At 43.2% G+C, this 15,230-nt stretch carries 12 protein-coding genes; 8 read left to right on the top strand and 4 right to left on the bottom strand.

Annotated features, from left to right (window positions below; translation table 11 throughout):
• Positions 1-113 precede the first annotated feature (113 nt).
• The 6 genes from C8N29_RS00060 to C8N29_RS00035 all read left to right on the top strand — a co-directional run bounded on the left by C8N29_RS00060 (position 114) and on the right by C8N29_RS00035 (position 7,404).
• Complete coding sequence (locus C8N29_RS00060; protein ID WP_107863977.1) at positions 114-977, top strand: M24 family metallopeptidase; 864 nt, start codon at positions 114-116, stop codon at positions 975-977.
• A gap of 178 nt (positions 978-1,155) precedes the next feature.
• Complete coding sequence (locus tag C8N29_RS00055; RefSeq protein WP_107863976.1) at positions 1,156-2,118, top strand: metal-dependent hydrolase; 963 nt, start codon at positions 1,156-1,158, stop codon at positions 2,116-2,118.
• 82 nt (positions 2,119-2,200) lie between these two features.
• Positions 2,201-3,127 carry an alpha/beta fold hydrolase gene (locus C8N29_RS00050; protein ID WP_107863975.1) on the top strand — a complete coding sequence of 309 codons (927 nt, stop codon included), beginning with the start codon at positions 2,201-2,203 and terminating at the stop codon, positions 3,125-3,127.
• Positions 3,128-3,376: 249 nt separating this feature from the next.
• On the top strand, positions 3,377-4,522 hold the full coding sequence (mltA, locus tag C8N29_RS00045; protein ID WP_107863974.1) for a murein transglycosylase A: 1,146 nt from the start codon (positions 3,377-3,379) through the stop codon (positions 4,520-4,522).
• Between the two features lie 741 nt (positions 4,523-5,263).
• Complete coding sequence (locus C8N29_RS00040) at positions 5,264-5,863, top strand: YceI family protein (protein ID WP_107863973.1); 600 nt, start codon at positions 5,264-5,266, stop codon at positions 5,861-5,863.
• Between the two features lie 212 nt (positions 5,864-6,075).
• On the top strand, positions 6,076-7,404 hold the full coding sequence (locus tag C8N29_RS00035; protein WP_107863972.1) for a YceI family protein: 1,329 nt from the start codon (positions 6,076-6,078) through the stop codon (positions 7,402-7,404).
• A 39-nt stretch (positions 7,405-7,443) separates the two neighbouring features.
• Here the strand turns inward: C8N29_RS00035 and C8N29_RS00030 are convergent, their stop codons facing one another.
• The 4 genes from C8N29_RS00030 to C8N29_RS00015 form a co-directional block, all read right to left on the bottom strand.
• A complete protein-coding gene (locus tag C8N29_RS00030) occupies positions 7,444-9,090 on the bottom strand; it encodes a YadA C-terminal domain-containing protein (RefSeq protein ID WP_170106828.1) in 1,647 nt (548 codons plus the stop codon).
• A 402-nt stretch (positions 9,091-9,492) separates the two neighbouring features.
• The gene (gene efp / locus C8N29_RS00025) at positions 9,493-10,059 is read right to left on the bottom strand and encodes an elongation factor P (protein ID WP_107863970.1); all 567 of its coding nucleotides are present in this window, start codon (positions 10,057-10,059) and stop codon (positions 9,493-9,495) included.
• 52 nt (positions 10,060-10,111) lie between these two features.
• Positions 10,112-11,251: an elongation factor P maturation arginine rhamnosyltransferase EarP gene (gene earP, locus C8N29_RS00020; RefSeq protein WP_107863969.1), complete on the bottom strand. Its 1,140-nt coding sequence runs from the start codon at positions 11,249-11,251 to the stop codon at positions 10,112-10,114.
• A complete protein-coding gene (locus C8N29_RS00015) occupies positions 11,244-12,056 on the bottom strand; it encodes a putative RNA methyltransferase (protein ID WP_107863968.1) in 813 nt (270 codons plus the stop codon). Before C8N29_RS00015 ends, earP begins: the two co-directional genes overlap by 8 nt.
• 402 nt (positions 12,057-12,458) lie before the next feature.
• Here C8N29_RS00015 and C8N29_RS00010 point away from each other — a divergent pair, with 402 nt between their 5' ends.
• Together C8N29_RS00010 and C8N29_RS00005 are read left to right on the top strand one after the other, a co-directional pair.
• Positions 12,459-13,475 carry an extracellular solute-binding protein gene (locus C8N29_RS00010; RefSeq protein ID WP_107863967.1) on the top strand — a complete coding sequence of 339 codons (1,017 nt, stop codon included), beginning with the start codon at positions 12,459-12,461 and terminating at the stop codon, positions 13,473-13,475.
• Positions 13,475-15,049, top strand: a complete 1,575-nt coding sequence (locus C8N29_RS00005) for an ABC transporter permease (RefSeq protein ID WP_107863966.1) — start codon at positions 13,475-13,477, stop codon at positions 15,047-15,049. Before C8N29_RS00010 ends, C8N29_RS00005 begins: the two co-directional genes overlap by 1 nt.
• The last annotated feature ends 181 nt before the right edge of the window (positions 15,050-15,230 follow it).

Here is a 15,230-nt window from a genome sequence, read left to right as displayed (position 1 = left end):
AAAACTTGTCAGTCATAAAAAAATAAGCGCTCTGAGTCCCTAAAACCCGCACAGTGTTGACAGTGATAACATTTAATGTTACATCGTACACTGTAACATATAATGGTGATATTATGACCGCTGCTATCCATCACTCTGTCGAAGATTTAGCCCGTTTTCGTCAAGCACAGCGTCTTGCTTATGACTGTGCTGAAACTATTGCCAGCCAAATGCGTATTGGTATGACCGAGCGCCAAGTCGCGGCGATGATGCAAGAATATTTGTTAGACCACGGTGCAGATGACTGTTTTCATCAACCTTTTGCGTGGTTTGGTGACCGTACCGCCTTCAGAGGCTTAATTGCGCTCAAGCAATTAAAAGGCTTTAACCCTGCCTTTTATCCAGGTTTTCGTCGTTTAGAAGAAAACATGCCCTTTATTTTAGATTGTGCACCCACCATTCATGGGTGTACGGCGGATATTGGTTATTGTGGGGTGATTGGTAAAAATCCCTTACTCGATAAATTGATGGATGATTTATTGGCGTATCGTCAACTCATCCTAAAAATGGCCAAAGAGCGCCGCCCTTTAGCAGAAATTAGTCTAGCGGTAGATGCCTTATGTGCTCAACACGGTTATGACCCGCGCCATAAAGCCTACCCCTTTGAAACCTTAGCCCATCGTATTGAAAAATTAGCCGACGATGGCAAAAAAAGTCATTTAGCCATTGCTAACTTTGGGGTACGTAATGTCAGTGAGTTAGTACGTGATTACTTCAAAGGCCGTAAAGAAGGGTGGAATCCCATCTGGAATAGTAGTCATGCGTCGAATCATCCACCGACAGTCGGGTTGTGGGCGGTCGAACCGCATTTAGGCTACAAAGATGTGGGTGCTAAATGGGAAGAATTACTCGTAATTACCGAAGATGATGCATTTTGGTTAGATGACGATGTGCCACAAGTGCGTCGTTGGAAAGAGCGAGGCTTATGGCCAAACTAAGGCTATCTACTTGTTCTGAATGATTGTTGGGCTGTGTGCCACCCACAGCCTTGTTAAATGGCTATAATTTGCCATTTTTACAATACGGACGTAAGTTAAATATAGTTTTTAGTCACCTAAAAGATAACCCTGCCACCTGTCTTTTCGGTTGCTATTGTATGTTTTGTGGAGAATTGCTATGAGTCTGTTAGGTAAAATTAAAAGTTCTTTTTCTAAACCCAAAGGGTCAACCACGGTGCACCATTTAGTCCCGCGTAAAGTGGCCTTTGATTGGGAAAAGACCCCGATTGATTGGATTCCAAATCAACCATTTGCGAGTTATTTTATCAATGAAATCAACATGATTTTGCCCGCAGGTGAGTTTTGGTTCTGCCGTTTATATAACAAAGCCTTACCGTACATCACGGACGAAAAATTGCGTGAAGACGTGCAAATGTTCATTCGTCAAGAAGCAATGCATGCCCGTGCGCACGACGGAGCTATCGAAAAATACCTCAAAGAGCGGGGTATTAGCACAGAACGTAATACCAAAATTATGGAGTGGTTATTTACGGAGGCTTTAGCCGACGCGCCCTTTGGCCAAAATATCCCCAAATTTTTAGAAAAAGAATGGTTGGTTTTTCGCTTAGGGATTATTGCCGCTGTTGAACATATGACCTGTGTCTTAGGTAAATATGCGTTAGAAAACAAAACATGGGACGATATGCAAGCCGACCCTATGTTGTTAGACCTTATTCGTTGGCATGGTGCAGAAGAAGTAGAGCATCGTTCTGTCGCCTTTGATTTATATCGTCATTTAGGCGGAAGTTATATTTCGCGTTATTATTTAGCCTGTATTGCCACGCCTGCAGTCTTTGGTTTATGGGTAGATGGCGCGGCGCATATCATGGGACAAGATGCACGCTTTAGCGCGCACAAACCTAAAGTGTGGAAGTCTTGGATTTGGCGTGAATGGTATAAAATGTCTAAAAATGGCAGTTTGCCCTCACCATTCTGGTTGGCATGGCAGCAATTGCCCTTTTTTACCCCATGGTATAACCCAGTCTATGAAGCCTCCACTGATGACGCATTGGCTTACTTAGCCACGTCGCCTGCGGCTGCGCGTGCCACTAATATGCGGGTGGTTTCTAACGCGGCCTAATCCCTCTAATAAGCTGGGCGTCATACCCAGCTTTAGCCTCTAGGATAGTTGGCATAGGTCGCGTAGACTTAGCCGCTTTCCTATGGTCTACGAGAAACATCCCATGCCGTTTATTCCCTTACGTGATGGTCAACAACTGTATGTGCGTACTCTTGGTCGTGGCAAACCTGTCCTTATGTTAGCAGGTTTAGGTATGCACAGTGGTCATTGGTTACCGTTTGTCTTACCGTTTGCACACCGTTATAAATTTTATATGCCAGATTTTCGCGGGGCGGGACGCTCTAGTGATGTGCGTTTTAATCAAGCCGATGTTTTTCAAAATCATTATGAAGATGTCGTTGATATCATTAAATATCTGGGCTTGAGCCACTATTTGTTGGTGGGTATTTCATTAGGTGGAACAACGGCTCTGCATTTACAGCGTGAGCAAGGTTTTGCCGATGTCAAAGCCTATCTACATATCGACCAAACCCCATGTATTGCCAATCAAGACGACTGGCCATTTGGTTTGTTTGGTGATAAACAGCGTCTAATTTTTGCCCAAATCAAACAACTGGCGCAATTATTAGACCAATACGCAGACTATGCACAGTTAAGTGATTTACCTAAGGCTGCTCGTCAACAAGCAGCAAGTACCTTGGCCGATATTTTAGTATTAATTAGTAATAAGCCTGTTTTAAAACCCTTGTTTCGATGGTTATTGGTTAGCCCCAAACAATTGGCAAAACATTTACCCCTCACACAAATTGCCGATTGCCGTGCCTATTTGCATGCTTATACGCAGTTAAGCCATGATTACCGTGACAGTTTGCGCCAATGTCAAACCCCCATCACCGTCATGGTGGGCATGAATTCACCGCTGTACCATCCTGAGGGTCAAATGCGTATTGCCGATTATGCGCCACAGGTGAAGATTCGTAAGTTTTATCGTTCTGGTCACGTCCCGTTGGCCGATGAACCACTCAAGTTTGTGCGAGAGTTTAAGCGTTTTTTAAGTCAGCATACCTAAGGGGAATACGAGAGGTGGCAGATAGGGTATGTGAGTCCTGTGCTCGTAAACACGGACTCAGACCAAGTACCATTCCTGCTGAATCTGTTGATTCATCAAAATTTCCTTAAAAAAAGTACAGATAGCGTCAACTGAGCGAGTGACACGCACACGATGCAGAAAAACGGCAAAAATAACGAGAATTTACTCTACATCTTTAGCGGTTTTACTAGATAATCAGCGCAGTTTTTTATCTGATGGATAGCAGGTATGCGTCTCGTTTTTTTGATAATAATGGCCAGTGTGTTATCGGCTTGTGTGACTCCTCAACCACCCACACCCCCTAAAACCGAACCCATAACAGCGGTTTATCAAAGTGCAGCGTGGGCAGCGTTGCCTAATTGGCCGGGTGAGCAATTGGTACATAGTTGGTCTTCATGGCTTAATTCATGTAAGCGTTTAGCAACACGGCCTGTATGGAAAGATATTTGTGCCGATGCAGTCATGCTCGAAAATCAAGACCAAGCGACTGTACAGGCTTTTTTTGAACGACATTTTAGTCCGTGGCAAATTACGACAAACACTGGGGCAGATACAGGCTTGGTGACAGGCTATTATGAGCCTTTACTCAAAGGCAGTTTAAGCCCTAAGCAGGGCAGTGTGCCATTTTATGCAGTTCCAGACGATTTATTGGTACTGGATTTGGCCAAACAATATCCTGACTTAAAAGGGAAACGTCTTCGTGGGCGTTTAGAAGGCACACGTACGGTGATTCCTTATTGGAGTCGTCAAGACATTGCCGAAGGTAAAATGGCAAATGCTAAAATTTTGGCATGGGCAGATGATGCGGTAGAAGCCTTTTTTATGGAGATACAAGGCTCAGGTCGTATTTTGTTGGAAGATGGTAGTTTGGTGCGTTTAGGGTATGCCGACCAAAATGGCCATCCCTATAAGTCGATAGGTAAATGGTTAATAGAGCAAGGCGAGTTAACGGCAGATAAAGCCTCCATGCAAAGTATTCAAGCATGGGCAAGGGCTAATCCTCAACGCTTACAAGAAATGTTAAATACCAATCCCAGTGTCGTTTTTTTTAGACTACTGTCAGGCACAGAAGGACCGATTGGTGCGCTCAATATCCCCTTGACCGATGAAGCCAGTGCTGCTGTTGACCCCAAATTTGTTCCCTTAGGTAGCCCCATTTATTTAGCGACGACACGACCTAATGATAGCCAAGAAATGACCCGTCTTATTCATGCGCAAGATACAGGCGGGGCAATTGCGGGGCCAATTCGTGTCGATTACTTTTGGGGCTTTGGTAATAAAGCGGGCGAATTGGCGGGGAGAATGAAACAGAAAGGTAAAGTTTGGTTATTGTGGCCTAAAAACTTACCGCTACCCAATCAAACGAGCAATTAGCTAAGCGCTAATAAGCGAGACAGTTCTAACCAAGCGGTTTAGTTTTTTGAACTGTTTCGCAACTTCGATAATTGACCGTATTTTTTACTAAAAACTGTGCGCTATCACCACTTTTTTTCAATATTTTACACTACGCTAGGTGTATGAGTGTCATGCGCTTAATACGATAAACACTCAGGATGACAAGCTCTCTGGCAATTAGTGCCCACCTAAAGACCCCTAAACTTCATAATAAACTATATGGATTGTCATCGTAAATTCCTGCTGTCATAAACTAACTTTTATTTAAGTGGATGCATGGCGGCTTAGCTGTATTTTATTGTTGTCTTTATTCTGTCCTATCGCGTATTGCGTTCTGAATGGTAATAAAGACTTAGCATTGCATTTAAGATTTTTTTAAGTTTTTAGCGATAAACTGGATACCGTCAAGGAAACTTGAGCAGGCATCACGGAAATCTTAAGTGCCATCAATAATTGGGGCATATTATGCATATTTCGATGATTTTTATGACATGGTTTATTTTAGGCGTGTTGATGTTAATTCCTTTGTCGTGGTTGCTCAAAGCGAGTCATCTAGACCAATAAACCGCCTATAATGCCTTAAGTGTTGCCTTTAACGCATAGCAATGCTAGTTTTGTTTTCTTTTAAGAAACGTAGTGTTTACGTTATCTGAGATAGACAAACCGTCATTGCTTGAGTAATTTCCTAGGTATTGTCACCATCTACCTAGGAATAAAAAAATGTCTCGTTTACTTGCCTTAAGCACCTTAGTTTTTGCCTTAGCAACTACGCCAGTCGCCTTTGCTGCACCCGACGCTAACCCTGCAAATATGCCCGCAGGCAGTTATGTCTTAGAAAAAACACATGCCAGTATCAATGCGAAAGTGATGCATCACGGTTATGCTTTTTATCATTTCCGTTTTGACAAATTTGATGCATCTTATGACTACGACCCTAAAGACCCAACATCGGCTAAAGTGGTGGTTACTGTTGACACGAAGTCGATGAATACAGGTTATGCCAAAGCAGACGAAAAATTTCCTGTTGAATTTTTGGCCGCAGATAAACATCCAACAGCCACCTTCAAATCCACTAAAATCACGGTGACTCAAGCCAATAAAGGCACTATGACGGGCGATTTAACCTTGGGTGGTGTAACCAAACCGATTAGCTTAGATGTCGTCTTTAACGGTGCGGGTAAAGATATGTGGGGAGCGATGCGCAGTGGTTTTTCGGCGACCACAACGATTAAGCGCTCTGAGTTTGGCTTAACCAAGTATGTCCCTGCAATTGGTGATGACGTAGCCCTAGCGATTGAAGTGGAATTTGTCAAAAAATAAGGCCAGCGTAAGGTAAGGCATACGCCTAAGACGGGTATATCTTTTCTGGCCGTCGTTTACCCTCCTTGACGTGAAAGGAGGGTATTTTCTTTCCCACCAGTAAGGTCAATCTGGTGTTGTCGCTACCAACAAGCCATCGTCTTTAAGTCCTCAGCCGCGTCATTGGGTTTCATGTCAAGGACGGTTTATGCAGTATTGATTCAGGAGCTATCATGTCGAATCCCCCTAAACACTACACAAAAACGGCGGTCTTGTTACATTGGGTTATTGCGGCGGCCATTATTTTTCAACTGGCACTGGGTTGGCGTATGGTAGATGAGCCAAAAGGCTCAGGAGTATATGCCTTATTCCAACTGCATAAGTCCATAGGTTTTACCATTTTAGCGCTGGTTTGTGTGCGTATTGGCTGGCGTTTCACACATCAACCGCCGTCACTCCCTGACACTATGCCTGTATGGGAGCAGTGGGCTGCCAAATTAGCACACTTAGGCTTTTATGGCATTATGTTAGGTTTGCCACTCACGGGATGGATTTTGGTTTCGGCTAGTAGTACCAATATTCCTACGGTCTTATTTGGTACAGTTCCTATCCCACATTTACCATTTATTGCGAATTTGACGGTAGACAATAAAAAAGTTATCCATGACCTAGCCGAACTGAGCCATAGCTTAATTGCGGTGCTGACTTTAGCCTTGTTAGCAGCACATATCGGTGCGGTGTTAAAGCATCAGCTATGGGTGAAAGACGCGGTATTTAGTCACATGGCCTTAGGGGCAAACAAGGGCTGGCGTGAGCCAAAACTGTGGTTAGTCTTGGCTTTAGTGCCCACAGTGTTTAGCGCAGCATGGTGGATTCCCATTCAAAAGCCCCGTACCCAAGCCTCTGTAGTAACCGCCATTACTGCACCCGTTAATTCGTCGCCGCAGGCTGAGCCTGAAACCGCTATCCCGTCCGTAGAAAGTATTGTTCCAATAGAGCCAGCCGCTACGCCAGTTCAAGAGCGGAGTACTGACCTAACAGAACAGACGCAGACAGTCGCTAAACCGACGGTGTGGCAGCTTAATCGTCAGGCCTCACAGTTGGGGTTTGTGAGTTCGTGGTCTGGTGCAGAGATTGTAGGTACATTTACTGATTGGCAAGCAGAGATTGTCTTTGATGAGCAAGCACTTGAACAAGCACGGATTAAAGTGACCGTTAATTTAGCCAAAGTAGCGACGGGTGATGAAGAGCGCGATAATGCGCTACCCAGTGCCGATTGGTTTGATGCCGCACATTATCCGCAAGCGGTGTTTGTGTCAAAACGTGTGAAAAAAATGGCTAATCAGCGTTATCAGGCACAAGGTCAATTAACGCTACGTAACCAAACTAAACCCGTGACTTTAGATTTTAGCTTAAAGATTAACGGCAAGAAGGCTTATGCCGAAGGGATTGCTCAACTAGACCGTACCGATTTTGGCGTTGGCCAAGGGGAGTGGGCAGCAACAGACAGTATTCCTGCAGCAGTCAAGGTACAATTTAAGTTAGAGGCGAGTACACGGTAAAAAAAGGGGCATCATAGCCCCCTTTTTTAATCCTATAATTTACCAAGAAAGGCCAGCCCCAACACCAATCGTAGGTTTACTGTCGTTAGATTTAGCAAAGCTGCCACTGACAACGGTACCCTCACTCACGCGATAACGTGCGCCTAAGGCAAATGCATTGCTCCCATTATAGTGGCCTGCGCCTACACCGACTGTAAACTGTTTATTCGTGTCTAGTTGGGGAATACTGCTCATGGCGGTTACGGCCGCAATTCCACCCGAAAGCTCGGTGTTCATGTCGTTGATTTGTGTCATCACTTCCGTACGTAAGCTGCGTAATTGACCATAATTAGTGGCGTCATAGGTATTTTGACCATTTGCGACACCTGTCACTACAACATGGGTATTATTCGTACCGTTAAAGGTAGCCCCTGTATCATCTAAGGTTAATGTTGTGGTTCCAGTACCACCTTGAACCACTGTTTGAGTGGTCGTCGCGGTGACGCCATTGATACTGCCGCCAGCATTGCTAACACCCACGGTAATGTTCCCGTTAGTCACGGCAACTTGACTTTTGTTATCTGCGGATTTTAAGGTCGTATTTCCCGTACTGCTTAAACTGCCGTTATTACTAATACCTTGTGTGGTGGACGCTCCAGAAACGGTCAGTGTTGTGGTGCTTATTGTGCCTGAATTCGTGAGGTCGTTGCTTGAAATCGTACCTCCAACAAATAGAGAGCGAAAATCCCCTTGGTTTCCAGCAATTAAGCCTTGTTCTACATAGAGATTGCCCGTACTCACTATATCGCCGTTACGTACCTCCAGATTTCCCTGTTGCAAAATATCTCCTGTATTTAATATCATCCCAGTGTTAGTGATTCCATTTGTCTCTGTATTGCCTATAACTTCTAGTTTTTTAGTAGACGTCGTGCCAGTATTAGTGATTCCATTCGTCTGTAGACCTTGTGTATCTATCTGAGTGGTAGATATGTTGTTGGCTGTCATCTCATTAAATTGCGTGCTCTTACCATAAATTGTACCAGCATAAAGGTCTCCATCAATACTCATATTACTTTTAAATAAATCTAAGCTGCCTTGGTGAATCCGAATACTGCCTGATGTTACGATAATATCTCCTGTATTTTGAATATTTCCCGTGTTTTTAATATCACCATCATTGGTGAACGAGCCCTTATTGGCGATGTTTCCTGCCACACTAAGATTCTCTGTGGTGATTTCGTACGTGGATAACGTATTTGTATAAGTGTCACCAAATTGACTGCTGTTACTATAAATTTTACCAGCATAAATGTCTTCATTTGTACTTATACCGTTACGTGCATGCAAACTGCCTTGTTGAATCCAGATATTGCCTGATGTTACGGTAATATCTCCTGTATTTTGAATACTTCCCGTGTTTTTAATATTACCATCATTGGTGAACGAGCCCTTATTGGCGATGTTTCCTGCCACACTAAGATTCTCTGTGGTGATTTCGTACGTGGATAACGTATTTGTATAAGTGTCAACAAATTGTGTGCTTTTGCTATAAATTTTACCAGCAAAAATGTCTCCATTTGTACTTATACCGTTACGTGCATGCAAACTGCCTTGTTCAATCTGAATACTGCCTGATGTTACGTTAATACCTCCTGTGTTAACGGTAAGTTTACCGTCTACTGTTAAGTCAGCAGCTACCGTTGGCATGTTTAATCCTACAGTGATAGTACTAACTAAAATTTTAAGGTGTAAAGAAGGATGCTTTAGCATGATAAGTCCATTATAAAGGTAGAAAATAAGCATTATTGCGAGTCTTTATTCGACGCGCATTGGTTATATTACGATGCAATGATTTAGAGTGTAGAAGGCCAATTAACGGCTTGCAAGGGACAGTGATAGAAATATTAGTGAGACTATATGATAGTTATTAAGGTGTGAAAAGAGCAACTTTATGAGCTTAATTGAGGATGGTTTGCTTATTCAGCCTAGTTTAAGGCATCTATTTTTTATAAAAGCATTTTTGTGTATTTGCCCTTAAAACGTGCGCAGAGATACATGTGAAGAGGTATTAAAAAAGGCGCATCACGCGCCTTTTTTATTGGTGCCAACTTAGTTTTTAGCTCGTGATTTGAATTCGCCCGTCCGCGTATCAATTTCGATACGTTCACCAATTTCGATAAAGGCAGCGACTTGCACTTCATAACCGTTGGCTAATTTGGCTTGTTTCATCACTTTACCCGACGTATCGCCACGAGCGGCTGGTTCGGTATAAGCAACGGTACGTACAATCGTTGTTGGTAATTCTACAGAAATCGCTTTGCCGTTATAAAATACCGCTTGGCAGGTTTCTTCCATACCGTCTTCAATAAAGTTAACAGCATCGCCTAAGTTGTCTTTTTCTACTTCGTATTGTTCGTAGTCAGCGTCTACAAAAATATACATCGGGTCTGCAAAGTAAGAGAAAGTCACGTCTTTGCTTTCTAAGAATACAGGTTCAAATTTTTCGTCGGCTTTATAAACGGTTTCAGTTTGTTGACCGTTTAATAAGTTACGCAATTTCATTTTTACAACGGCAGCATTACGGCCAGATTTGTTGTATTCGGCTTTTACAACAACCATTGGCTCAGTGCCAACCATAAATACGTTACCAGCACGGAGTTCTTGAGCGGTTTTCATGGGATTAACTACACACTAAAAATTAGGCAGGCGGTATTTTACCTAAAGCGGCTTAAATTGCATCATGCTTTTTGGTACAAAAAGTGACAAGTTGCTGGCAAAGTGAGTCTTGTTGCGCTAAAAACTGACAAAAGGCTTCATGTTCTACCTGTCGACTGGCTAATTGTGGTGTGAGTGACTGCCAATAGTCGGGGCTATTTTGTTGATTGACCCAATAACTTTGCAGTTGTTGCCAGCTTGCATCAATAAAAGGGGCAGCGCAGGCTAACCAAGCGCTCAGTTTGTGGAGATGGGCTAAATCGGCTTGTGGATAAATATCCCACAAAAGCGGTTTGCCTGCCCAATGTGCACGTACAAAGGAGTCTTCGCCACGCACAATATTTAAGTCACATGCCCATAATAAATGGTCATATTGGCTGGGTGATAGTAAGTCGATGACACAAATACGCAGTTGTCCGCAGTTGACTACATCGCCTACACGCAATGATTTCCCTAAAAATGCATTGACACAATGCAAGGCGCGATTTTGAGGAATCACCACGAGACTGGGGCTATCTTGTTGGCTGAGTGCGGTCAGTAAACCGATAATGGCGGGATTTTCGTAGGCAAACAGTGACATTTTAGTGCGAAACGATGGTGCATCAGCACAACCAATACTTTGCCAAAATAGGGCCTGTGTTTGTTGAGACTGGCAAAATCGCAGACGTTGGTTTAGTAGTTCAGACTCGCGGAGTAAGCCACCACTTTGCGCCAAAAAACTCGGAAAAAAGAAATATTGTTTGAGGCCTAAACGGGGGTGTATGGATAACATGCCATGACAATCACTCACCCAATGTTCGGCGGATAAGTATTCTAGGTTTAACCAAACTGGTGCAGGGTGAGCATGTGCCATGTGGTCTAAATAGGCGTCTGGCAATCGACAGCCAAAGCCTTCAATCACCACATCAGCAGGCAGGATAGTCGAAAAATCGTCCTGTATTGACCACCGATAAATGTCGATACCGTTTACCGTTTGCTGTGCATGTGAGACGCTGACCACGCGCTCAAATTGGCTAAAGCTATGTAGGTCATCCACCCATAGCCGAACTTGTAGGTCATATTCGTGGTGTAGTTGTTTGGCAAGCCGCCAACAAACGCCAATATCACCCAAATTGTCGATGACCGTACAGAAGATGTCGATGCTATTAATCATGTTTTTTACTCAGCAACATCAAACTAAAGGCGGCTTCGGTTTTGAAATGACGTTGCTGCTCGAGAGCTAAACGGCGTTCGGGTTTGGCTTTCCACACATACGGTGTCATGGCTAATAACTGTTTGAGCGCGGTTTGTGGTAGTTCCAAATCAAAACGCAATTCTTGTTGTGAAATTAACGTAAAGGCTGATTCTAATTCTTCTAAAAATTTATCGGGTTGATGTGCGCGAACTTCACCAAATAACGCCTCACGCAAATGATATAAATGGGTATCGGCAGGGCGCACAATTAAAATATGACCATTGTTTTTTAACACACGCGCCATCTCGGCAACAGGAATAGGACTAAATAAACTACTTATGGCATCAACCGATTGATTTTCAATGGGTAATAATGCCCCACTTGCGACTAGCCATTGGATATGTTTGTGTTTTTTGGCAGCAATTTGTACGGCAGTTTTGGCAATATCTAGACCTAATACATTTGTGCATACGTGACTAAACCGTTCGGTGTAATAACCTTCACCACAACCAATATCGACTAAATGATGAGCATGAATTGATTGCAAAATGGTACAAACAGCATCGGCTAAGGGTTGGTAATAACCTGCTTGCAAAAACTCACGACGGGCTTTGACCATCTCATCATTGTCACCTGGTGCTTTGGATTTTTTTTGTTGTACTAACAATAGATTGACGTAGCCTTCTTTGGCGGTATCAAAGCGATGTTGTTGTTGGCAAACCAGTCCTTGTATCGCTGGCTGTAGTGGTGTGCGGCAGAGTGGGCAAATAAGAGCAATGGGCATAACGCCACCTTAAACTGACAATAAGTTTGGAATAAGAACTAGGCAATATAGGATTGGAGTCTATCCACAGTAAACGACGGTCATACCAAGAACTCATCCTGATAATAGCGACAAATAATACTCAAGGTACATGAGTTTGCTTCATACAAAGGACGGTATTGTAAAGGATTTTGGTGAAAGGTGTGGCCTAGGCTAGGAGAGAGAGCGTAAGGGATGATTCTGTTGTGGCTCTGTAGCATACACATAATCTCAGTAGAACATCATATCGCATATCACGCGTCTGTTTTGATATCTCTTCCTGATGGATTTTATTAATTCGACGACTTCTTCTGGTTAAACGGATTATAATGAGAGTTATTATCATTTATAATTGTATTTTTACCGATTTTTGCAAGGTTATCTATGATGAAGTTAATCAATAGCTTAATAATCGCCTCTACCCTAGTGGCCTCTATCGCTTCCGCAGCAGAAGTGGTGGTGTATTCCGCGCGTAATGAACAATTGATTAAACCGTTATTTGATGCCTATAAAGCAGAAACAGGCGTAGAAGTAAAATTTATCACCGACAAAGAAGGGCCTTTATTGGCGAGATTACAAAGTGAGGGCGCAAATACTGCCGCCGATATTTTATTAACTGTTGATGCAGGTAATTTGTGGCAAGCAGCAAATTTAGGCTTATTACAGCCAGTTAAATCGGCCACTTTACAAAAAAATGTACCCAGTCATTTACGAGACCCCAAACAACAATGGTTTGGTTTATCGGTACGCGCGCGGACAATGTTTTATAACCCTAATAAAATTGATGTTAAAACATTATCCAGTTATGAAGATTTAGCCAATGTCACGTTTAAAGATAAATTGTGTTTACGTTCTTCTAAAAAAGTTTATAACCAGTCTTTAGTAGCGATGTTAATGGCCACACATGGCGAAGCCAAAACCGAACAATTGGTCAAAGGTTGGGTTAATAATTTAGCCTTAGTACCGTTTGCCGATGATACAAAATTATTAGAAGCGATTGCCGACCCACAAGCACCTTGTGCGGTAGGTATTGCCAATACCTATTATTTTGGCCGTTTTATCGAAAAACAACCCACAGCCAGCGTAAAGATTTTTTGGCCAAATCAACAAAAAGTCAAAGGTCAGTTAGATGGTGTGCATGTGAATGTGGCAGGGGCAGGCGTGACCAAACACGCCAAAAACAAAGCCGAAGCGATTAAGTTATTAGAGTGGTTATCGTCAGCTAAGGCACAAAACTTATTTGCCGACAGTAATTTAGAATATCCTGTTAATCCAACCATTAAAACCGATGCCACCGTTGCCGCATGGGGAGCCTTTAAACAAAGTGTCATCAATGTGGATAAAGCAGGTCAATTACAAGCCAAAGCCACGATGTTGATGGATAGAGCAGGGTATCGTTAATGTTGTTAAGGCTAGCCATTTATTTATTATCGGCATTAGCCTGTTTACCCTTAGTGGTGGTATTGAGTTCTTTGTGGTCAATTGACCCCGAGATTTGGACACATTTACGCCACTATGTGTTGCCCGATTTATTAAGCAATACCTTATATTTAGCGGTTGGTACACTCAGCCTGACAGTATTGTTGGGTGTGGGTTTAGCGTGGCTAACCGCGATGTATGTTTTTCCTGCTTCGCGTTATTTGGCATGGGCATTAATGTTGCCTTTAGCCATTCCTACCTATGTGTTAGCCTTTGTGCAAAGTGGTTTGTTTGACTATGGCGGTGTCGTTCGACAACTCGCTAGCACAATGGGCTTACAACAACATATTCCTGAAATGCGTTCGGTGTCGGGCGCAATTTGGGTCATGAGTCTCGCTTTTTATCCTTATGTGTATTTATTGGCCAGAAATGCCTTTTTAACCATGGGTAATCGTGCCTTAGAAGCAGGACAAAGTTTGGGTTTTTCGCGCCAACAAGGTTTTTGGCGTTTGGCCTTACCGATGGCTAAACCGTGGATTGCCGCAGGTGGGTTATTGGTGTTAATGGAAACCTTAGCCGATTTTGGTGCGGTGGCGGTGTTAAATGTCGATACCTTTACCACGGCTATTTATAAATCATGGTTTTCCTTATTTTCACTTGATACCGCCAGTCAGTTAGCCTCTTTATTGGTGGTGATAGCGTTTGGCCTAATGCTCATAGAACAAATGGTGCGTGGTGCGCGGCGTTATACGGCAACGGGTCGGCACAGCCAACAACAGGCTTTAAGGTTGACAGGTTGGCGTGCGTGGGCAGCAAGTTTGTCGTGTCTTGGTGTATTAGCGATTGCGTTTATTGTTCCATTGGCACAATTGATGGTGTGGGCATACCAAAGTCGGCAAGATTTAGACAGTCGTTATTGGGGTTTTGTCAGTCATTCAGTCATCTTATCGTCACTCGCCGCGATTTTGGTGGTGAGTGTGGCCTTAGTATTGGCTTATGGCAAACGGCGTATTGCCCAAACCCATATTGGTGTCATGGTAAAAATGGCTAGTTTAGGTTATGCCATTCCGGGGGCAGTCTTGGCCGTTGGGATTTTTGTACCAATTGCATGGTTAGATAATTATTTAATAGCACAATTTGCTTTAAGCCAAAGTGCGATTTTTAAAGGCACGTTAGCGGTGATGTTGTTGGCCTATTTATTACGTTTTTTGGCGGTGGGTTTACAACCGACTCAAACCGCTTTAGAGCGAATTAGCTACAACCAAGAATTGGCCGCGCGTAATTTGGGTTATACAGGGTGGCATTTGTTGCGTGTGATTCATATTCCCATGATGCGTCAAGGCTTAATAACTGCGTTATTATTGGTCTTTGTTGATGTGATGAAAGAATTACCGATTACCTTAATGACCCGACCTTTTGGTTGGGATACTTTAGCGGTACGAATTTTTGAAATGACTTCCGAAGGTCAATGGCAACAAGCCGCTTTGCCTGCGGTATTATTGGTATTGGTGGGTTTAGTGCCTGTGTGGTTGATTACTCGTAGCAATCAAACATAGATTTAAAAGTACACTGAGCAGAGTCGAAGTGTGGTTTCGACTCCGCTCAACCACCGTGATTCTGCTCAACCACCGTTTGCCTATAATGTAATGGTTTAATAGAACAGGACACTTTGATAGGTAGTATTTATACTGCAAGTAGAGGTGTTTATGAAAGCAACGAAGTCAATGAAAAAGCCGA

It is taken from the genome of Agitococcus lubricus (genome assembly GCF_003051055.1).
Lineage (GTDB): Bacteria > Pseudomonadota > Gammaproteobacteria > Pseudomonadales > Moraxellaceae > Agitococcus > Agitococcus lubricus.
Note: the sequence above shows the minus strand (reverse complement) of the source record. Positions and strands in the feature narration are given on the sequence as shown.

What these genes read in the sequence shown, in the direction of transcription:
- C8N29_RS00060 (WP_107863977.1), top strand. Translation starts at nt 114, where the DNA reads ATGACCGCTGCTATCCATCACTCTGTCGAAGATTTAGCCCGTTTTCGT.
- C8N29_RS00055 (WP_107863976.1), top strand. Translation starts at nt 1,156, where the DNA reads ATGAGTCTGTTAGGTAAAATTAAAAGTTCTTTTTCTAAACCCAAAGGG.
- C8N29_RS00050 (WP_107863975.1), top strand. Translation starts at nt 2,201, where the DNA reads ATGGTCTACGAGAAACATCCCATGCCGTTTATTCCCTTACGTGATGGT.
- mltA (WP_107863974.1), top strand. Translation starts at nt 3,377, where the DNA reads ATGCGTCTCGTTTTTTTGATAATAATGGCCAGTGTGTTATCGGCTTGT.
- C8N29_RS00040 (WP_107863973.1), top strand. Translation starts at nt 5,264, where the DNA reads ATGTCTCGTTTACTTGCCTTAAGCACCTTAGTTTTTGCCTTAGCAACT.
- C8N29_RS00035 (WP_107863972.1), top strand. Translation starts at nt 6,076, where the DNA reads ATGTCGAATCCCCCTAAACACTACACAAAAACGGCGGTCTTGTTACAT.
- C8N29_RS00030 (WP_170106828.1), bottom strand. Translation starts at nt 9,090, where the DNA reads ATGCCAACGGTAGCTGCTGACTTAACAGTAGACGGTAAACTTACCGTT.
- efp (WP_107863970.1), bottom strand. Translation starts at nt 10,059, where the DNA reads ATGAAAACCGCTCAAGAACTCCGTGCTGGTAACGTATTTATGGTTGGC.
- earP (WP_107863969.1), bottom strand. Translation starts at nt 11,251, where the DNA reads ATGATTAATAGCATCGACATCTTCTGTACGGTCATCGACAATTTGGGT.
- C8N29_RS00015 (WP_107863968.1), bottom strand. Translation starts at nt 12,056, where the DNA reads ATGCCCATTGCTCTTATTTGCCCACTCTGCCGCACACCACTACAGCCA.
- C8N29_RS00010 (WP_107863967.1), top strand. Translation starts at nt 12,459, where the DNA reads ATGATGAAGTTAATCAATAGCTTAATAATCGCCTCTACCCTAGTGGCC.
- C8N29_RS00005 (WP_107863966.1), top strand. Translation starts at nt 13,475, where the DNA reads ATGTTGTTAAGGCTAGCCATTTATTTATTATCGGCATTAGCCTGTTTA.